The sequence below is a fragment of the Soonwooa sp. genome (assembly GCF_032062245.1).
In the GTDB taxonomy this organism is placed as follows: domain Bacteria; phylum Bacteroidota; class Bacteroidia; order Flavobacteriales; family Weeksellaceae; genus Soonwooa.
The window spans coordinates 65,748-86,406 of the sequence record NZ_DAMBQF010000005.1; the positions used below are offsets into that span (position 1 = coordinate 65,748).

Sequence of the window (20,659 nt, forward strand, 5' to 3'; positions counted from 1 at the left end):
TAATATTAACGTTTGTAAAAGCTAAAAAGTATTTTTAACTTAGAAAACTTACGCATATAGCTCAAAACCTAACAATGCAAAAGTTGTTTGTAGAAGATGTGATTTTACTTTTTTCTCCGCTTCCGAAAGATAATTGGCTTCGGTTGCACTTGGAAGATAAAGCTCGTAAAAATTTTTATTTCTAATAACAAATAAAGTAGAACCAATAATGTTGGTAAGGATGTCTTCGGATTTTGGCGCGTTGGTAAAAACCCCACTAATAATACCTTTTTTGATGATTTCTTCTAATCGACTGACGCAGATTTTGTAAAAGTCTAAAAGATCGTCTTTAATAAAATCGTTAACGCGAATCTCCTGCGTTACAAAGCCATGGAAGTAATTGTATTTGAAAAGAAGTCCAACAATGTAGTTGATAATTTCCTTCATTTGCATTTCTGCTTTTCCTTCTTTAATAGTCTCAGCAAACTCCGAAAAACTTTCTTTAGAGCGTTGTACACGATATTGGTACAAGAAAGTCATCATTTTCTCTTTAGAACCAAAATAATAAGAAATCATGGCGACATTAATGCCAGCTTTGCTACAAATATCTCTTACAGAAGTTGCGTCAAAACCTTTGGTAGCAATAAGTTCTTCTGCAACATCTAAGATTTTTTTCTGCTTATCGGTAAATTTTTTCTTGACCATATTAATTGTAAATTTAAGTAAAATTTTTAATTGTAAGAATTTGATTTTAATTTCATTAAATTATCTTTGAAAATGGATTTTTTTGACTTTCATCACCATCATCTTGGACAATTTGGGATTTATAATCTCGATTTGTTTTCTGATGATAATCCTGAAATTTTTTCTGTGGGCTTGCATCCAAAAGACATTACTAATGATTTTGAAAGTGCTTTGGATTGGGCTAAAAGTCGTGCGCAAGAACCGAATTGTCTAGCAATAGGAGAGTGTGGTCTCGATGCTTTGGTAGAAGTCGATTCGGCTTTGCAAGAAGAGCTTTTTACGCAGCAAATTTTATTGGCAAATAAATTACAAAAACCAATCATTATCCATTGTGTGAGACGACATCAAGATTTGTTGAAGTTTCAAAAAATAGCTAAAATTCCGTTGATTGTACATGGTTTTAATAAAAAAGAAAGTATCGCAACAAATTTATTAAATGCGGGTTTTTATTTAAGTTTTGGAAAATCTTTGTTGGAAAACCTATCTTTGCAATCTGTTTTTAAAGAATGTCCCAACCATCGTTTTTTTCTAGAAACTGATGCGGCGGAAATCAACATTTCAGAAATTTATGATAAAGCGTCAAGTATTAAAGCAATGTCAACTTCCGAAATGCAACAACTTATAAAGCAGAATTTGAATTTAATTTTAAACAATGAGTGAAATTTGGTTAGAGCGCACCGAGCTTTTATTAAAAGAAGAAGGTCTTAAAGTTCTTAATGATGCTAAAGTATTGGTGGTTGGTTTAGGTGGCGTTGGCTCTTTTGCGGCTGAATTTCTAGCTCGTGCAGGTGTCGGACACTTATACATTGCAGATGGTGACACCGTTGATATTACTAATATTAACCGTCAATTACCAGCATTAACCTCGACGGTTGGCCAACATAAAGTGGATGTTGTTGGAGATCGATTGTTGGATATTAATCCGAAATTGGATTTAATAAGGATCAACGAATTTCTTAGTCCAGAACGTATGGAAGAATTGGTTGTGTCGGAACAATTTAATTATGTTTTGGATTGTATCGATTCTTTAACGCCAAAATTAAGTTTGATAAAAACCTGTCGTCGTAATAAGATAAAGTTAGTTTCTGCGATGGGCGCTGGTGGAAAAACTGATCCGAGTAAAGTGATGGTTCGTGATATTAGCAAAACGAACAATTGTCTACTTGCGAAACAAGTTAGAAAACGTTTGAAAAAAGAAGGCGTAACTAAAGGTTTTAGATGTGTTTTTTCAACTGAAATTCAAGATGAAGATAGTTTGAAATTAACCGATGGTAGCAATTTTAAAAAATCATTTTATGGTACAATCAGCTTTATTCCTGCATTGTTTGGACTTTATGCTGCTGCTGAAGTGATCAATAGTTTAACTGGACGAAAATAATATATGACAGACTTTCGATATCCAAAATCTGAAAAATTAAAAAAGAAATCTGATATTGATTTACTTTTCAAAAAGGGAAAGTGGATGTCGCATGGCAATGTTCGGTTAATTGTTTTAAAAAATCTTCCTGACCAACAAAATAATCGTGTTGGCGTTTCGGTCTCGAAAAAGTTTTTTAAAAAAGCGGTTGATCGTAACCGTATCAAAAGATTGTTGAAAGAATACTATCGCCTGAACAAATCTGATGTTACAGAACAATTTGGAAGTTCGGCTTCCGTCATGTTGTTTTGGGTTTCTAAACAACTTCCTGAGAATCTACAATCGGTAGAACAAGAATTCAAAAATCTTTTTGCTAGTAGAAAACAATAGATCAAGTCTTTGCATAGTTTTTGATGCACGATGAAGTAAATAAAAACTATGTCCGAATTTCTTCCTTATGTTATCAGCATTTTTGTTGGTATTGGCTTAGCTGCTGCAACAGGTTTCCGAGTATTTTTGCCGATGTTTGCCGTAAGTCTTGCTTCGTATTATCATTGGATTCCTGCTAACGAAAGTTTTCAGTGGCTGGCTTCTTTGCCCGCACTTATAACCACTGGTGTTGCCACGGTTGTGGAAATTTTAGCCTATTACATTCCGTACATTGATAATATTTTAGATAGTATTTCGATTCCGTTAGCGACTATAGCGGGCTCGGTACTTTTCGCGAGTCAATATATGGGGCTTGATGGCGTGTCGGAGTGGGCTTTGGCATTAATTGCTGGGGGCGGAACTGCCGCGACTATTGCATCTGGATTTGCTGGGACTCGTGTGGCATCGACTGCCACAACCGGCGGTATCGGTAATCACGTTGTTGCTACCACAGAAACTGCTGGCGCTAGTGTTATGTCTATTTTTGCTTTAGCATTACCTGTTTTAGCTTTTATTTTTGCAATAGGTCTTGTCGTTTTAGTCTTTATTTTTGGTCGAAAAATTTGGAACAAGTTTCGAAAGAAAGAACCCAAAATAGAAGATGCAGATTATGTATAAATAAAAAAAGCCTCGAGTGATCGAGGCTTTTTTGTTTAATAAAGTTTCAAAATAATTATTGAACTTTGATATCGTCAATCTGAATTGTCGTTGTTGTACCAGGGTTTGCACCAGTATATTTGAACAACACATAACCTTTACCTGTTAAGTCTGTTGGGAAGTTATATGTTCCTGCAGAACTTAGTGTACCATAACCAGATGTAGGTGTTGTTGGGATGTTAAAGCTAGATGTAATATCTTTTAAAGTTGCTTTTGTAATATCTCCTAATGCTGTATAATCTGTTGTTGTATACACTTTAAGAGCTGCTCCGTTATAGAAACCAACATTAACAAAGAAACTGATATTATTAGCAGCTGTAAAGTCTACAGGAACTGCAAAATATGTTTCGTAATTACCAGATCCCGCATTAGCTGAAATTTGGATATACTTGTTCCCGTTGAAAGATCTAATTTGCCAATATCTGTTACCAACCGTTGGGTCATTAACATACTTAGGATAAGTTTCTTCCATATCGTTATAAGAGTTGAAATCTTCTGTAAACGAACCTAAGAAGTTAATTGCAGTTCCTCCTTTTGGTGGCGCTGCATCATAACGAGGGTTGTCAAACTTGATGTCAGCTTTGCTTCTGATATACATTTGATAGTTTGAATTATAACGACTTACAACAAATGTTAAATCGCCATTACCTGTTGGTAAAAGGTCACCACCAAAGGCGCAGAATCCTGAGTTTCTCAATACTGTAGATCCTCCAGTTGCATCTTCGATATTTCTATCTGTATCAGCACCAATACCAGCAACATAGTTGATAAATGTTTTTGGTTGTGGCAGAACTTCACTTGCAGCGAATTGTACTTTTGGTACTGTTACTAAAGTGTTAAGATATTTCTCATTTTTAGCCTCGTTTAAGTTGCTAACTTTTGTCGGAACTAATGTTGCAATATCCATAGCATTACCATTACACACACCAGAAATATATCTAGAGAATAATACACTAGGGATACGACCGATTGCATATTGAGGGTCTACAGAACCAATTTTTTTGGTACCTCTATCCATACCTAATACCAAACCATTTGCTTTGATTCTTACGTGCGCTCCAATTGGAAAATCCGCATAGTTAGATGCTTTGTCTACCTCGATAGAAAGACCAACAGTTGGGTTTTCTGGTTTATCTTGGATAGAGATTGTTTTGTAGAAATTGCCGTATTCGTCAGATGATACAATATAAGCATCAAAGATAACAGGTGCGCCTTCGGCAGGAACTTTATATGTTCCAGATGCAGGAGCTAAAGCTGCAAAATCAGCCATAGAAATAGTTGGTGCATCGAACTTGTTATTACATACGATAGGTGGAGTCTCCCAATCATCGTTCTTTACACAAGAGGTTAATGCTACTGTTGATACAGCAGAAAAAACTAAAGTTTTAAAAAGTGAATTTATTTTCATTACGATATTTTTAAATAGATTAGAATCTGAATTGTACATTTACAAAATAAGAACGACCTTGGGTATACCAGTATTTAGGACCAAACAAATTTTCTGCTCTGTCATAATCTTTAATGAAGCCATCATATTTAATGTTTCTACTTTGTTCAAATCCTCCGGTAATATATCTTTTGTTATCCAAAATATTATTAATAGTAGCAGAGATTAAAACATAATATTTACCAATCATCCAAGATTTACCAGCATTAGCATTGATAAAGAATGAAGATGGTAATCTTTTTGGAGACATAATAGTTCTTAGCATGTCAGGATCTACACTCGTATCAGGCGTATGTGTTGTACTATTCTGAACGAAGTTTTCTGATCTTAGAATCGCTGAAGGATTTAGGAAGTTTTGATCTAGATAGTTCCAGTTAGCACCAAACCACCAGTATTTCGGCGAGTTATATCTAAAGCCTAATGAGTAAGCCTGTTGTGGCGTTCCTCCTAATTTGTAGTTCTTAAGATTAGCTTTACCAAAATTCATGTATGGTAATCCGTTTGAGAATTCTCCTACTGCGTCAGAAGAGAAGTAGATTGTTGGATCGTTATTATAGGTATATTGTCCAACACTTGCTAAACCTTGTAATGATAAAGTTGGTGTAACTTTATAATCGATACCAAACTCTAAACCAATATTACGTTTTTCAACATTTGACATAACTTGTGTTAAGAAAGCACTTTGGATAGGTTTTGACGTGTCATCAGAGTCAAACTGAAGACCATCCGCAAAGAATCTTTGTGTATTGGTTTCGTTTTGTGTATCAACCCAATAACCAGTAAGTCTTAACTTTAAGAAAGGTGTAGACATTACATAGCTTAAGTCATTAGCATTAACAATAGTATTCTTAATGTTAGGAGCAACAGATGCGTTAAGTCTTGGATTGATGAATAAATCCTCTAAGAAAGGTGCTTGTGAGAAATAAGCGCCGTTATATACGATAAAGTTACGGCCATCAACTTTGTAAACCGCTTGACCTTTCATACCAAAGTTCCAGAAGTTTTGATCACCACTTTTTCCGTACGAATCTTTATAAAGGAAATGTTTGAAATGTCCTTCTCTACTAGATGAACTATAGCCAGCTAAAGCAGAAACAAATACATCAAATTTTCCAGTTGAGAACTTTAATCCTGGATTAACTTTTACTTCTTGTCTTGAGAAAGTATAGTCATAACCAATTTTGTCTCCCACTTTTTTAGCAACAGATCCATTTTCCAGATCAAGTTCGTTTAACAAACCTGAAGTTCCTGGTTGGTTAGTTGCTGCGAAAGGATCTTTATTCCAAGCGAAATCAGCACCTAGAAGGTCTTTTACTTCACGATAAAGATCAGACTTGTAGTTTTGATATGATAAGTTTAAGATAAATCTTGTTCTATCATTAAAGTTATATGTATAATGTGTGTTAGCATTCCAGATTTTGTCATCACTAACATCATTAACTTGGAAATACAAAGCTCTACGACCAGTCACTCCATATTGGCTTACAGGTGCTTGGTTCATGTTTGCACGATACATTGCATCCCAATTAAGTTGTGTATAAGCAGGATCTCCACTTTGCCACAATTGTGTAGCCGTATTATAAGCATCTCTAGCAGTAGCCCATCTTGTAGGATCGTTCGGGTCGATAACCTCCATAGAAGGATCAAGAGATAAGAAGTAACTAGGAAGTCTTCTGTAGTAAGCAGGAGAAGGGTTGGTTACATTTTGCCAATCCAGTCTAGCACTCTTATCTTTACCAAATTGATAAGATAAGCTAGTTGTTAAGCTAGATCTTTTATTAATTTTCCAGAAATCTGTTAATTGTAAAATTGGTTGGAAGCCAGTTCTAACTCTTTCGCTTCTTTTTTCACCATTTTGCCATCCCCAATATGAGTTATAATGTACACCCCTTAGGTCAAAAACTTCTTGAGTACTAGGGCTCGCAGTTGATCTTCTGTAAGGTGCTCCAATAGCATTGAAGGTAATAGTATGGTTGTCAGATAATTTCTTTTCAACACCGATGTAACCTCCCCAAGCATCATAAAAAGTACCTTCTTGGATACCTTCTTGCGCCCAACGTCTAGCAGCCATAGCTGTAATAGCCCATCCACTTTTTGACATTCCAGAAGAGTATCTTAGAGAAGCTCTGTTACGATAGTTTCTGTTGGTTAATGAGTAAGTTGCTTGGAAGCCTTTTCTGTATTCGCTAGCATTAGTGTACTTATTAAGCACTGAACTTGCACCACCGAAAGCATATTCTGAAGGAGCATGATTAGAAGCAATCTCCGGGTAACGAGTAATCTCATTAAGACCACCCCAGTTAGAGAAATCTACATTTCCGTTATCAGCTTTTACCATACTGATACCGTTAAGCATTGTTTCTCCAGATCTTCCATCAATTCCTCTTGGACGGAACCAATAGAAGCCCAAATCAAAACTTGCTAACTTATTGAATACGTCTTGAGAAGATTGTAACAAACCTACAGTAGAACCTTGGCTTGAGTTTTCCTCATCTCCAGTACTTTCAATAATTGCAAGACCCTGGTCTGCACCAGTTAGGGATGAGTACATTGTAACCACACCTAGATCTTTTCTCTTTTCAGTTGAGATATCAAACTCCATTACTTTTGTTTCGTAATTAGATTTCGAAATAACAATCTGATAATGACCCGGCTTAAGATCAACAAATTGGAAATATCCAATCTTGTCTGCCGTTACATCATTGGCTTCTCCTTTCAGGTCTACGTTAGCCCTTTCTACTGGCTTGCCTTCAGCATCCTTAAGATACGCAAATACAGTAGTTTGCGCATAATAAAATGATGCAGGCATCAGTGAGAATAAGGAGATTAATGATAATTTTTTAATCATACTTTGAACTATTTATAATCTCTTTTTTATACTTAATTTTCAATGCATTATGAATCGGGGGCACAAATGTACTTAAAAAAAATATATTTAATAATTATAATCCTAAATTTATGATTAAATTTAGTTAATACCTCTTAAAGGCTCTGTTAATTTTTTTAGATTTGCTAACAATCTATAGAATAATATAGTACATTTGTCGTCCTCTAAATTTTATTAAACTTTATACAATGAAAAAATATCTAAGTATTTTGACTTTAGCTCTTGGATGTTTGGTTTTTGCACAACAAAAAGGACAGCTAAGAAAAGTTGCTACAGTTGGCTTTCTTAACGTAGAAAACCTTTGGGATACTATCCAATCTGCTGATTACATAGATGGTACAAAGGATAAAAGCAATCCTTCTTTCCATAGAAGTGTACCGATTGACTCTATCAAACATCTTATTGTTGATGAGACACCTTTTAAAGGAGAATGGAGTGACGAAGCTCTTAAAGGTAAGCGTGTTGTAAAGTATCAAGGTGGATCGGATGAGTTTACACCCAAAAGTGCTAAAAACTATAACTACAAAGTATATAGCCAAAAACTTGAAAACGCTGCAAGAGTAATTTCTGAACTTGGTCAAAAACAAACAGGAACAGCGCCAGCTATTGTTGGATTACTAGAAGTTGAGAATAGACAAGTTGTTGAAGATTTGGTTAAGCAGCCTAAACTTGCTAAATATGACTACGGCGTTATTCATTATAATTCTTATGATTATAGAGGTATTGATCCAGCGTTTATTTATCAAAAAAGAAGATTCACACCAACTAATTCTATCAAGAAAGAGATTAAAATCTATGGTGAAAATGGTAAAAGAGAATACACTCGTCATATTTTAGTAGTTACAGGCATGTTGGATAATGAGCCAATCGCTTTGTTCCTTAATCACTGGCCATCTAGAAGAGGAGGAGAAGCGGTTTCGTTACCGAAAAGAAACGCAGCAGCAGCAGTTCTTAAACAACAGATGGACAGTATTCGTATCCAGTCGCCTAACACTAAAATGTTAGCGATGGGAGATTTTAATGATGATCCAGTAAGTTCAAGTCTTAAGAATGTTCTTAAAGCAGCAGCGTCACCAAAAGACCTGTCAGAGTCTATGCCATATCTTAACTTAATGTATCCATTATATAAGAAAGGTATTGCTTCGTTAGCTTATCAAGATGCACCTAACTTATTTGATCAAATTATTGTTTCGGCTAACTTGTATGCTCCAGCTAACGAGCTTAAGAAAGATTATACAGTACTAAGAACAGAAATCTATGCACCAGATTACCTGATAACTAAAGAAGGAAATTATAAAGGTTATCCTTTCCGTTCTTGGAGTGGCGATAAGTTTACAGGAGGATTTAGTGATCACTTCCCAGCATTTGTAATCTTACATAAAGAACCATAATATTTAGGTTCTTTAATATCAAATAGAAGCGCCCAATCGGAGATTGGGCGATTCTATTTTTATGATTTAATATTAATTTTAGTTCACAAAATCAAAATCCCGACTTACAGTATTGCAAGTCGGGATTTCTTATAATAGAGATTGTTTGTTGCTTATTTGTTAAAAAGCTCTTCAACTTTATCCCAGTTGATAACGTTAAAGAAAGAACCAACATAGTCAGGTCTTCTATTTTGATAGTTTAGGTAATAAGCATGCTCCCAAACGTCAAGACCAAGTACTGGAGTTCCTTTGCAATCAGCAACTGGCATTAGTGGATTATCTTGGTTTGGTGTAGAACATACGGCAACGCTACCATCTTCTTTTTTGCATAACCAAGCCCATCCAGACCCGAATCTTGTTTTAGCAGCTTCAGAAAAATCAGTTTTAAATTTCTCAAAACCACCATAATTTTCGATAGCATCTTTTACATTTCCTACAGGCTCTTTGCTACCACCAGGCGTCAAAATTTCCCAGAAAAGAGAGTGGTTGTAGTGTCCACCGCCATTATTTCTAACTGCAGGTTTGTCAGTTCCAACTTTGCAGATTTCTTCAATCGTTTTACCTTCTAGATCCGTACCTTCAATTGCTTTATTAAGATTGTCAATATAAGCTTGGTGGTGCTTAGTATAGTGGATCTCCATTGTTTTTGCATCGATGTTTGGTTCTAGAGCATCGTATGCGTAACCTAATTTTGGTAATTCAAAAGCCATAATAATTGTTTTTTTATGTTAATGTTCAATTGTTCCCCAAATTTAATCAAATAATATGCGAAGCCTCGAATAATGCCGTTAATTTTATAAATCTTTAACATTGTTTTCATGAATCATAATTTTTTTTGGCGGACATTTCGGGCTATCCGCTATATCTTTTCCCTTCGCTCGGTCGGCACCGCTCCGCTCCGCCGCCTCACTTCGGCAAAAGGATGCCGCTTCTATCCCGGCCGCGATTTCGGATAATTTAGGAATCGATGTTATATAATAGTAATAAAACTAAAAAAAATGTATTTTTGCAAATTACAAGAATTATACATGAAAAACATAAGAAACTTCTGCATCATTGCACATATCGACCACGGTAAAAGTACATTGGCAGACAGACTTTTAGAATATACCAATACCGTTAGCCAAAGAGAGCTACAATCTCAGACTTTGGATGATATGGATTTGGAAAAAGAACGAGGAATCACCATTAAGTCTCACGCGATCCAAATGGATTACGAATTAAATGGTGAAAAATATGTTCTGAATCTTATCGATACACCAGGACACGTAGATTTTTCTTACGAAGTTTCTCGATCTATTGCGGCTTGTGAAGGTGCTTTATTGATTGTTGATGCAGCACAAAGTATCCAAGCGCAAACCATTTCTAACTTGTATCTGGCTTTAGAAAACGATTTAACGATTATTCCGATTCTTAATAAAATAGATTTACCATCCGCAAATCCAGAAGAAGTTACCGATGAAATTATGAATTTAATTGGTTGCGAATATGAAGATGTTTTAAGAGTTTCTGGTAAAACCGGGGAAGGTGTTCACAATCTTTTGGAGCAAATTGTTGCAAGAATTCCTGCGCCAGTTGGAGAACCAGACGCGCCGCTTCAAGCTTTGATTTTTGACTCTGTTTATAATCCTTTCCGTGGAATTGAAGCTTACTTTAAAGTAGTAAACGGAAGCATTAAAAAAGGTCAAAAAGTAAAGTTTATGGCAACAGGAAAAACCTATGATGCTGATGAAGTGGGAACTTTAAAGCTAAAACAAGCGCCTAAACAAGAAATTAAAACAGGAGATGTTGGATATATTATTTCAGGGATTAAAGATGCTCGTGAAGTAAAAGTAGGTGACACAATTACAGCCACTGAAAACCCTGCTGCAGCTGCAATCGATGGTTTCGAAGAAGTAAAACCAATGGTTTTCGCAGGTATTTATCCAATTGAGTCTGAAGATTTTGAAGAATTAAGATTTTCATTAGAAAAACTTCGCCTGAATGATGCTTCTTTGGTTTTCGAGCCAGAAAGTTCTGCCGCTTTAGGATTTGGTTTCCGATGCGGATTCTTAGGAATGTTGCACATGGAAATTGTACAAGAGCGTTTGGATAGAGAGTTCAATATGAATGTTATCACAACCGTTCCCAACGTATCTTACCACGGTTACACCAAAAAAGAACCAGAAGTTCCAATTTTGATTAACAACCCATCCGAAATGATGGATCCAATGACAATGGACAGAGTGGAAGAGCCTTATATTAAGGCTTCTATCATTACAAAATCCGATTTCGTGGGTTCTGTAATGACGCTTTGTATTGAAAAACGTGGCGAAATTGTTAACCAAAGTTATTTAACAGCGGATAGAGTTGAATTAATCTTCAATATGCCTTTGGCGGAAGTAGTTTTTGACTTTTATGATAGATTAAAATCAATTTCTAAAGGTTATGCCTCTTTCGATTATCATCCAATTGGTTTCCGTGCATCGAAGTTGGTGAAAATGGATATCCTTATTAATGGTGATATGGTAGATGCTTTATCGTCGTTAATTCATGATTCTAATGCATATTACATCGGTAAAAGAATGTGCGAAAAATTGCGTGAGTTGATTCCGAGACAACAATTTGACATTGCTGTTCAAGCAGCTTTAGGAGCAAAAATTATTGCGAGAGAAACCATTAAAGCCTTAAGAAAAGACGTTACCGCAAAATGTTATGGTGGAGATATTTCCAGAAAGCGTAAACTTCTTGAAAAACAGAAAGAAGGTAAAAAGAAAATGAAACAAATTGGTCGTGTAGAAGTTCCACAATCTGCATTTATGGCAGTTTTGAAACTGAATGACTAGTTTAAAATTAAAATACATCAAAGCCGTTCCGTTGGAGCGGCTTTTTTAATTTTTTATTGAAACATGTTTTTTCTTTCTGTATTTTTACAAGATTAGAATACTTGCGATGGGCAAAATCCTCCTTTTTGTTTTTATGATATTTGGTTTTTTCGGAGCGAAAAGCCAAGTCAATGCGGATTTTCGAGAAGTGAAAGAGAAATTCCAGCATCATCGCACAATGTTGGAAACCGAATTTAATAAAAAACAAAATCAATTGACTAAATCCGGAATGATGGAGTTGGTTAATCAACAAAAAGAATATTTTTTAAAAAAACTTGATAGTGTCGAAAATGCAGCATTGGTGGCGACTTTGGTTAAAGTCAAAAATCTAGAGGACCTTTCTCGCACTTTTCCTAAAAACTTGGATGCTTCCAAAATTGACGATTCGCAAACTGAAGCTTTAGCAAAATATCCTGGCGGAATCGATGCTATCCGAAGTTTTATCTCTGAGCATCTTTATACAGATAGTGTTAATTTTGAGGAGCAAGAAAAGCTTTCGACCAAAGTCAAATTCATTGTTGAGCGCGACGGAAGTGTTAGCCAAGTAAAAGCCTCTGGAAATAGTGCAAGTCTCAACCGTCAAGGCGAGATAGTATTGTATTTATTACCCGAAAAGTTTTCCCCAGCAGCCATTAATGGTGTTCCTGTGCGTTCTAATTATTCAATTCCTATTACAATAGCTAAAAATTAATACATGTTTACCGACGAATATTTTATGAAGATAGCGTATCAAGGGGCAGAAGCGGCTTTTGAACGTGATGAGGTGCCAATTGGTTGTATTATTGTATCTAATAACCGAGTGATCGCGAAGTCGCATAATTTAACCGAGGCTCTTAATGATGTGACGGCACATGCTGAGATGCAAGCGATAACTTCTGCGGCCAATTATTTGGGAGGTAAATATTTACAAAACTGTACGCTTTATGTGACTTTGGAGCCTTGTGTGATGTGTGCTGGCGCTTTAACGTGGTCTCAAATTTCTAAAGTTGTCATTGGCGCTCGAGACGAACATCGAGGTTACATCAACAAAGGATTATCATTACATCCAAAAACGGAAGTAGAAATTGGTGTTTTGGAGCAGCAATGTTCACAAATTGTAAAAGATTTTTTTAAGTCTAAACGATGAATAAAAAACCACTCCTTTTGAGAAGTGGTTTTAATTTTTATAAATCTTTTCCGAGGAAGTAAAGTCCCTTCAATGTGTGAAGCCTATCCGCTAAATGGATTTTTTCGGTTAGAGGTTTGTAAACATGGCTAACGCCGCCAGTTGCAACAACAAAACAATCATCGTTAACTTCAGCATTTATTCGGTCAATAAAACCTTCTACCATTCCTAAAAATCCGTAAACCATACCGCTTTGCATGCAGGTAACGGTGTCGAGTCCGAGAACAGATTTTGGTTTTTTAAGTTCAATTTCTGGAAGTTGCGCCGTTTGATTAATCAAAGAATTAAGAGAAGTGATAATGCCTGGCGCAATGATAACACCCAGTGTTTCTCCAGTTTCGGTGACGCAACTTGCGGTAAGTGCCGTTCCAAAATCGAGGACAATTTTCTTCTTAGCGGGATAAAGATTATGAGCTGCAACTAAATTCGCATAAATGTCAGTTCCCATTTGTTTAGACTTCGCTTGCACACCAGATGGCGTTGTGCGATCCACCAAAACAGGTTTTTTCCCATGGATTTTTTCCACCGCACTCGATATATCTCTTGTTAGTTGGGGTACAACCGAACCTATGATAATTTTTTCGATGCTTTCTGGCTCTATTTTATAGGTTTGATAAAGCATCAGAAATTGCGCATACATTTCGTCTCTCGTGCGATAAGGTTTGGTATTAATCACCCAAGAAATATCGCAATTATCATCATCGAAAAGTCCGAAACGAATGTTGGTATTACCTATATTAATTACAATTGAATTCATTAGTTACTTGCTATCAAAGCTTTATTATTGATTTTAAACTAAATTTTAAGAGCTAATTTTTTTTAATATAAAAATTACTTAACCTCCAGATAATTATCTTCAGGATTAACGTCGGCTAATCTTTGACTAAAATCAATACCCATCGCAGAAATTTGCTCTTTTCCGTAAGGGATTGTGAAGCTGTATTCTTGTTGCGTCCAAGGCCAGTAAGTCAAACTTTGGATTGGTCCGTAGATGTCGGTTTTTTTCCAAGTGTGCGTCATATTCAACGGGATGTTGTAATTGATCACTTTTTTATCTTTAGTCAAGATGCTAAAATCAATAGGCATCGGCATTGTCCCTTTATTGACAAGCGTAATCGTTGTCGAGTTGCCATCGTATTTTACATTTTTAATACCGTAATCAATTGTTTTTGTGGTGTTGATCCAATAGTTGTAAAACCATTTAAGATCCATCCCAGAAACTTGTTGAGCAATATGCATAAAGTCACGCTCTGTTGGGTGTTTCATCGCCCATTCGTCGTAATAACGAAGCATCACTTTGCTTAGATTATCTTCACCAATAATATAGCCTAATTGAACCAAAAACAACTCTCCTTTAACATAAGATGCAAAAGAATAAGCCGTTCCGTTATCGCGATGATCTGCAAACCAAACCGCAGGTTCTTCTTTTCCTGTTTTAGTGAAATCGGCATAACGCGCAAGGCTTTCTACAAATGGATTTGGTTGAGGAGATTTTGGTGGAAATAATTGATTCATTACAAAATTCTCCGCATAACTTGTGAAACCTTCGTCTAGCCAAGGTTTTTCGCTTTCGTTGGTTGCTAACATTTGCTGGAACCAAGAGTGCGCACCTTCATGGAACATTAATCCGCAAAGACCTTCCAAAGATTTTGATTCACCCAAAATCATGGTACACATGCCGTATTCCATACCGCCGTCACCACCTTGTACGAAAGAGTAAGACGGCCATTTGTAACGGCCAAATTTGTTATTCATAATTTGGAAAAACTTCGTCACATAAGGTTTTGACTCTTCCCAATATTTAGTTTTCTCCGATTTCTGATATACAAAATATACTTTTGGTCCATCCAAAATTGTAAAGCTATCAACAGAGTAATCGCGATCTGCAGCCCAAGCGAAATCTAACATGTTTTTCGCAGTCCACTTCCAAGTTACCTTGTTGCTGGCATCGGGTTTTAAAGTCGGATTTTTAGTATAACCAGCAACCTCGTTAGGGTTTTCTAAAGTTCCACCAGCGCCGATGATGTAGTTTTTATCGATTTTAATATTGATGTCAAAATCGGCAAAAGGCGCATGGAATTCTCTTCCGATATAGTCAAAAGTTGCCCAACCATCGTAGTCATATTCAGCAATTTTTGGATACCATTGTGTCATCGTCATATCGACACCTTCGCGGTTATTACGTCCAGCACGACGAATTTGCATTGGGATATTCGCGTCCCATTCCATCGTGAAAGTCGCAGTAGATTTAGACTTTATTTTTTCAGGAAGATAAACCTTCATAATCGTCTCCTGAATTTCAAATTTCAATTCTTTACCATTAAGTTTTATCCAATGGATATTTTGGCGACCTTCTTCATTTTGTGGTATGCTCGCTAATCGGCTAACAACGCCATTTGCCGTTTTTGCAGCCAATCTTCCGTCGGCATTTACACCTTGGTTTTGCACACGTTGATCCATCATCGATCCCGCCTTAAAGGTGTTCCAATACAAATGAAAATACACCACATCCAAGTCGTCTGGCGAATTGTTGGTGTACTGCAAGGTCTGCTTACCTTGGTAGGTGAAATTGGTTGCATCGACATCGATGTCCATTTTGTACTTCGCATATTGTTGATAATAAGCGTCTTTTTGCGCTGATAAAAACAACGAACAAAGTACCAATAACAAAGAAAATTTCAAGTTTTTCATAACAAATTTTTTAGGGCGTGTCCCTTTGTTTTTTCTCCATGGCTAAAGCTCTCATCCAAAAAAACAAGCGGGTCGCTACGTTCGCTTCAATCTTTGGTTTGTCGCTCGGACGACTCCGCTACGCTCCGTCGCCTCACTCCAACCCAAAGGATTTCCGCTGCCATCGCTCACGCAAACACAACTTTTTATTTCAAATTTTCTCAAAAATACTTAATTAATCCTGAAAACAGGGTACAATCTGTGGGTTTTCTCGTAATAAGGCGAGTTTTTGTAGACCCAATCCAATTGTGCTGCGCCATCTTGAGCAAATTTAGGATCCTTTGCTTTTTCTAACTCGAAAGCCGTTTTTAGCGCTTTATCATTATTAATTAATTGCTCAGCCGTATCTTCAAAAACATAAGCCGAATAATATTCTTTTTGACCAAGAATAGCATCGAAAAAATTCCAGTTAAAATAAGAATCCACGGCTTCGGGTTCCAAAATTTCGAGTAAGAACTTCATGCCGTTTTGGTTGAGATTGAGAAGCACGTCACCAGTACGGAAAGTCTTTTGCGTATTTTCTTTACCAACAACAGTTTCGTAATGAAGGTAATGACCTTCGTAAGGATTTTGCACCGTTTTAAAATCTCGAATTCGATATTGCTCAACAGAAATTAAACTGTCTTTTTTAATGGTTTTCATTTCGATGTTATTTAGTTTTAAAAGGTCAATAACATGATATTCGGATTGCGGAATCACATAATATTTCGGGATTTTCACAAAACTTATTGGTGTGTAAGTGTCGTAATACAAAATCGGTTTTGAAAATTTTTTGTTTCTATCATAATACAGCCTTGGCTTCCCCGAAATGACGCTTGGCTTATATCCAGCTTCAAAACCTTTAAAGTCCAGTTGACTGTATTTTGTAGAATCCAACTTCCAACGAAGCGGATAATCTTGACCTATTTTGTATTCGTTGCGAGCTTCTTGGCGCTTTTGTTTTATTTGTTGATAATTTTTTTCCATATAATTAATGCTTTCCAACATATAATCATAAGTCACGGCAACACGATCTTTATAAGGTTTTAGCATGTGTGTTTCCACAACGGTTCCAATCGAGTTAAACAAAGTCGTGTAGCCAGTCGCATAACGTGGCGAATCTACAAAAGCAGGGAATCCTTTATCTGGAACATCTCCATGAATATTAACATAAGGCACCGAAAGAATATTGCGTTCCGTAAAACTTTTTAAAATTTCGGGTTGCATATTTTGATGAAAATAATTGCCAAGCGGTTTCCCTAAACGCTCTTTATTCGTTGAAATATAAGTGAAAGTATATTGATAATCTGCGCCATTGCTAACGTGATTGTCAATAAAAACATCAGGCTGAAAATATTGATAAATCTTCTGAAAACTCCAAGAATTCTTAGTGTCCGTTTTTATAAAATCTCTGTTAAGATCGTAGTTGCGGGCGTTTCCTCGGAAGCCATATTGTTCTGGACCATTTTGATTGGCACGCGAAAACTGTCCACGATTCATCATGCCGCTAACATTATAGGCTGCAATTGCTGCAATCAATATATTTTGTGGAGCATTTAGTTTTTTTGTTGCAAAATCACGCATCATCGCCATGGTCGCATCGATGCCATCTGGTTCTCCAGGATGAATTCCGTTGTTGATAAGCAACACAGATTTGGTCTTGATAAGAGTTTCAACATCTTGTTTGTAAGGATTAAATATCACAACTTCGATAGGCTCGCCGTTGTCATCTTTACCCATTTTTAGATAGCTGATAGTTTTAAAATCCTTTGCTAATTGTTGGTAGTAAGAACGCATCGTTGCGTAAGTGGTTGTTTGTTTGCCATTGCCTTGTTCGAAAGGCGTTTTGTAAGATTGTCCCCACAGAATTGTCGAGACAAATAGGCTTGCGATAAAAATTGCTTTCATAAAAGAAATCTGATTTCGAACTCAAATTTAAGAAGTAATTTCTTTTATGACCAATGTTATAATCTTATTTAAAACTAAATTTTTGAGTTTTCCAAAATGAGTTGATCAATGAGTTGAACACTTTTTTCGAAACGTTCTTGCCAATTTCCAGAAATTTCGATGAAGTCAATGTTAGATTTTTGGAGATGCTTTCGATGATGAATATCAAGGGCATTTCGGTCAGATTCGTTGAGTCGAGTTCCGTCTTGAAAGTAAGGTGCATCTGCTGAAAGATAAATGAAAAGCTGTGCTTTTTGTTCAGCTTTTATATATTTAGGAATATCTAATTCTTTATTAAAAATGAATTCTGAATATGATTCTGTAATGTGAAAATCTGTGTCAATGATGTTTAAGTAATTATTTAGACTAGATGATTTAATTCGTTTATAATGTTTAAGATATATTTTTTTAAGATCATTAAATTCGAAATCTTTAGAATCATCAACAATATTTCGTCCTGCTTCCAAAACAAAATTACAATAATAATGTTTTGCTAGTTTTTCGGTAAGCGTGGTTTTGCCAGTGCTTTCGGTTCCTAGTAAGACGATTTTTAATGAAAAATGTTTTTGAACAGCTTTCGGTAGAAAGTCCCAATTTTTGTAAATGTTAGCTCGAATTTCGGAAGCGGAAATATGATGTTTAAGTCGGTTAATATCAAATAGTTGGTGTTGAATACTCATTAGTTCAGCAATCATTTCTCCATAAGGTTCAGACGTGACAACAGTTTCAAAATCAGGAAAATAAGTTTTAAAAATTTCGCTCCATTGTTTAGAAACTTCCCAAGAAGCTTCAGACGTATTAGCGTAATCTTCTTCTTTGTAGTTGAACACAATAACTTTTAGTCGGTTGTTATTAGAAAAGCTTTCTACAATCCAACTTTTTCTGAGTTCGCCAGAAAGTCGTTCTTTTTGTTCTGTGCAAACCATTACTTCTACAAAATCATTGTTTTGTAAAGCAAAATCTATCAAAGCTTTATGTCCCAAATGAAATGGATAAAACTTCCCAAATACGAAGGCTTTCATGGTTAAAATGCTTTATATTTAATACTTATCATAAAGTTTCTTGGCATTTGCACGAAGTATTTTGCCGTGCCATCCGCCTCAGCGTAAGCGTGATTAAAATATATATTATTGAAAATATTATTGACAAGAATACCAACTTCCCATTTTGTAAAATTGTAGAATGCGGCTGCGTTTACAAGTTGATAAGATGGGATTTTTTTATCATTCGCAAAATTAATAAAAGATGTAGCTTGATAACGATAACTTGCTTGTAGTTGCAAAGCATTTTTTACGTATTTAATTTCTTGATTTACAATTAATTTTGGTGTTAGTATTGGAGTAAAACTTTCAGTGCTTTGTTTGATTTTTGAAGACATCCAAGAGCTGTTATTTGATAGCATCCAATTGTCATTAAGTTTATAATCAGCTGACAGCTCAAGTCCCATTCTATAACTTTTGTCCACTTTGTTGGTTATTGCAATTCCGTTGGGTCCAAATTGTCCGTTTAAAACAATTTCATCTTTAAATTTCATGTAAAAAAGATTCGCAGATATTTTTAGATTATTGCTAAAATACCGGTAACCCAATTCGTAATCGGTGACATATTCTGGTGTTGTCGTACCAAGAATTATTTGGTTGTGATCATCAACTGATAGATTATCATTTCCAGCAAAAATGTCGTTTCTAGTAGGTTCTCGTCCAACTTTTCCCAAACTGAAATATAGTTCTTGATTTGGTTTTAGGCTATAAGTTATTCCAAATTTTGGGTTTAGAAAATCCCATTCTAACGGTGTAAGTTCTGCGTCACCTTTGTATGAGAATTTTGCATGACGGTATTGAAGACTTCCAGAAATTTTTATTTTTTCCCAGTGGTAATCTGCTTTTACAAAGGCGCTAAAATCGTTTTTGTAACCAGTATTTTCATAGAGTTGGCCTAATTGTTTTTCTGTGAAAATATGATCGCGGTTATACCAATTGGCATTAAGTCCAGTTTGTATTTTTAAGTGATTCCATTTTGTTTCTAAATTAGAATAAAACCCGCCAAAATTAGATTGGAAACCGTAGTTGTAGATTTCAGCATCTTCTGGAAGTCCGATAAAATTGTTGAGGTTAAAGTCATAATTTCCTTTTAGAAATGTGAAATGAACCGCATTTTGCCAAGTTGTATTTTGCCCAAGTTTAGTCTGATTTGATAATTGGAAAAAACTCTGGAAGAAATGATCTATTTCGTTTCTATTCGCATTGGTACGTGGATCCTGATCAATTTGTTCTTTGGTAACGCCCAGCCAAGCCAAATCGTTATTTTGATTTCCGATAACTGTGTTGAATTTCCACGTAGATTTTGGACTAAAAATACCTGCGCTTATCATTGCAGATTGTCCATGATTGGTTGAGTTATACTTGTAACCTCCGTTGTAAATTTCGCTTACTCTTACGTGGATTGCCTTATTTTTTATCAATCCTGAAGTGTATTTAGCATAAGCTCGAAATGCATTGTAAGAACCGTAATCTGTCCCAAATTCTAATGCTCTTTGATGAAGATTTGGTGCATTAATTTGTAAGCTTCCACCATAACTGGCAGTTCCGTTTTTGCTGAGTCCAATACCTTTTTGAATTTGCAAAAAGTCAACGGAATTAAAAAAATCAGGGAAGTTAGAAAAATAAGCACCTTGATCTTCTGGCTCGTTCATAGGAGCGCCTTCGAAGTTAACATTAACACGTGTTTGATCGACTCCTCGAATTCTGTAGTAAGAATATCCGTTGTTGCTACCAGTATCCGAATAAGAAGTTACAGCAGGAAGTTTATTGATAAGAAAGGGAAGTTCTTTACCATTATTCTGAACGTCTTTTTGTGGAAGATAATTGAGGTAATTGACTGCATCTAATTTTTTGGCTTGGCTTATAATAACAATACTGTCAATATTTTGGATGCTGTCTTGTTTTTGAGCATTAGTTTTAATAGCTACAAACAAAAAAAGGATTATGCTTAAATGTTTCATTTTGTGTTAATTTTACACAAATGTATAATTGATTTTTAAACTT

The 20,659-nt window shown here is 35.7% G+C and carries 17 protein-coding genes; 8 read left to right on the forward strand and 9 right to left on the reverse strand.

Features of this window, described 5'->3' with window-relative positions:
* Nucleotides 1-48: 48 nt before the first annotated feature.
* Entirely contained in the window at nt 49-684 is a 636-nt protein-coding gene (locus RT037_RS04750; RefSeq protein WP_313028502.1) for a TetR/AcrR family transcriptional regulator, read from the reverse strand.
* 72 nt (nt 685-756) lie between these two features.
* Between RT037_RS04750 and RT037_RS04755 the strand changes: the two genes are divergently transcribed.
* Genes RT037_RS04755 through RT037_RS04770 form a run of 4 tightly spaced genes read left to right on the forward strand, consistent with a single transcriptional unit; the run spans nt 757 to nt 3,127 of the window.
* Nucleotides 757-1,383: a TatD family hydrolase gene (locus RT037_RS04755; RefSeq protein WP_313028503.1), complete on the forward strand. Its 627-nt coding sequence runs from the start codon at nt 757-759 to the stop codon at nt 1,381-1,383.
* On the forward strand, nt 1,376-2,101 hold the full coding sequence (locus RT037_RS04760) for a tRNA threonylcarbamoyladenosine dehydratase (RefSeq protein ID WP_313028505.1): 726 nt from the start codon (nt 1,376-1,378) through the stop codon (nt 2,099-2,101). The genes RT037_RS04755 and RT037_RS04760 overlap by 8 nt, the downstream gene beginning before the upstream one ends.
* A 3-nt stretch (nt 2,102-2,104) precedes the next feature.
* Nucleotides 2,105-2,470 carry a ribonuclease P protein component gene (gene rnpA / locus RT037_RS04765; RefSeq protein ID WP_313028506.1) on the forward strand — a complete coding sequence of 122 codons (366 nt, stop codon included), beginning with the start codon at nt 2,105-2,107 and terminating at the stop codon, nt 2,468-2,470.
* Nucleotides 2,471-2,518: 48 nt separating this feature from the next.
* Nucleotides 2,519-3,127: a DUF4126 domain-containing protein gene (locus tag RT037_RS04770; protein WP_313028508.1), complete on the forward strand. Its 609-nt coding sequence runs from the start codon at nt 2,519-2,521 to the stop codon at nt 3,125-3,127.
* Nucleotides 3,128-3,182: 55 nt separating this feature from the next.
* Here the strand turns inward: RT037_RS04770 and RT037_RS04775 are convergent, their stop codons facing one another.
* The gene (locus tag RT037_RS04775; protein WP_313028510.1) at nt 3,183-4,574 is read right to left on the reverse strand and encodes a DUF5689 domain-containing protein; all 1,392 of its coding nucleotides are present in this window, start codon (nt 4,572-4,574) and stop codon (nt 3,183-3,185) included.
* Nucleotides 4,575-4,593: 19 nt separating this feature from the next.
* Nucleotides 4,594-7,461 carry a carboxypeptidase regulatory-like domain-containing protein gene (locus tag RT037_RS04780; protein ID WP_313028511.1) on the reverse strand — a complete coding sequence of 956 codons (2,868 nt, stop codon included), beginning with the start codon at nt 7,459-7,461 and terminating at the stop codon, nt 4,594-4,596.
* A 227-nt stretch (nt 7,462-7,688) separates the two neighbouring features.
* Here RT037_RS04780 and RT037_RS04785 point away from each other — a divergent pair, with 227 nt between their 5' ends.
* A complete protein-coding gene (locus RT037_RS04785) occupies nt 7,689-8,891 on the forward strand; it encodes an endonuclease (protein WP_313028513.1) in 1,203 nt (400 codons plus the stop codon).
* Nucleotides 8,892-9,043: 152 nt separating this feature from the next.
* On the opposite strand, the gene RT037_RS04790 is transcribed toward RT037_RS04785, so the two are convergent.
* Nucleotides 9,044-9,640 (reverse strand): superoxide dismutase, encoded by a 597-nt coding sequence (locus RT037_RS04790; RefSeq protein ID WP_313028514.1) that lies wholly within the window; start codon nt 9,638-9,640, stop codon nt 9,044-9,046.
* 318 nt (nt 9,641-9,958) lie between these two features.
* Between RT037_RS04790 and lepA the strand changes: the two genes are divergently transcribed.
* The 3 genes from lepA to RT037_RS04805 all read left to right on the forward strand — a co-directional run bounded on the left by lepA (nt 9,959) and on the right by RT037_RS04805 (nt 12,920).
* Complete coding sequence (gene lepA, locus RT037_RS04795; protein WP_312324348.1) at nt 9,959-11,755, forward strand: translation elongation factor 4; 1,797 nt, start codon at nt 9,959-9,961, stop codon at nt 11,753-11,755.
* Nucleotides 11,756-11,861: 106 nt separating this feature from the next.
* On the forward strand, nt 11,862-12,485 hold the full coding sequence (locus RT037_RS04800) for a hypothetical protein (RefSeq protein ID WP_313028516.1): 624 nt from the start codon (nt 11,862-11,864) through the stop codon (nt 12,483-12,485).
* Nucleotides 12,486-12,488: 3 nt separating this feature from the next.
* Complete coding sequence (locus RT037_RS04805; protein WP_312324345.1) at nt 12,489-12,920, forward strand: nucleoside deaminase; 432 nt, start codon at nt 12,489-12,491, stop codon at nt 12,918-12,920.
* 37 nt (nt 12,921-12,957) lie between these two features.
* Here the strand turns inward: RT037_RS04805 and RT037_RS04810 are convergent, their stop codons facing one another.
* The 5 genes from RT037_RS04810 to RT037_RS04830 form a co-directional block, all read right to left on the reverse strand.
* Entirely contained in the window at nt 12,958-13,716 is a 759-nt protein-coding gene (locus RT037_RS04810) for a type III pantothenate kinase (protein WP_079667735.1), read from the reverse strand.
* Nucleotides 13,717-13,790: 74 nt separating this feature from the next.
* Nucleotides 13,791-15,650, reverse strand: a complete 1,860-nt coding sequence (locus tag RT037_RS04815; RefSeq protein ID WP_313028517.1) for a M1 family metallopeptidase — start codon at nt 15,648-15,650, stop codon at nt 13,791-13,793.
* A 210-nt stretch (nt 15,651-15,860) separates the two neighbouring features.
* Complete coding sequence (locus RT037_RS04820; RefSeq protein WP_313028518.1) at nt 15,861-17,576, reverse strand: hypothetical protein; 1,716 nt, start codon at nt 17,574-17,576, stop codon at nt 15,861-15,863.
* 74 nt (nt 17,577-17,650) lie between these two features.
* Nucleotides 17,651-18,637 (reverse strand): AAA family ATPase, encoded by a 987-nt coding sequence (locus tag RT037_RS04825; protein ID WP_313028519.1) that lies wholly within the window; start codon nt 18,635-18,637, stop codon nt 17,651-17,653.
* Between the two features lie 2 nt (nt 18,638-18,639).
* The gene (locus tag RT037_RS04830; RefSeq protein WP_313028521.1) at nt 18,640-20,616 is read right to left on the reverse strand and encodes a TonB-dependent receptor; all 1,977 of its coding nucleotides are present in this window, start codon (nt 20,614-20,616) and stop codon (nt 18,640-18,642) included.
* Nucleotides 20,617-20,659 lie beyond the last annotated feature (43 nt).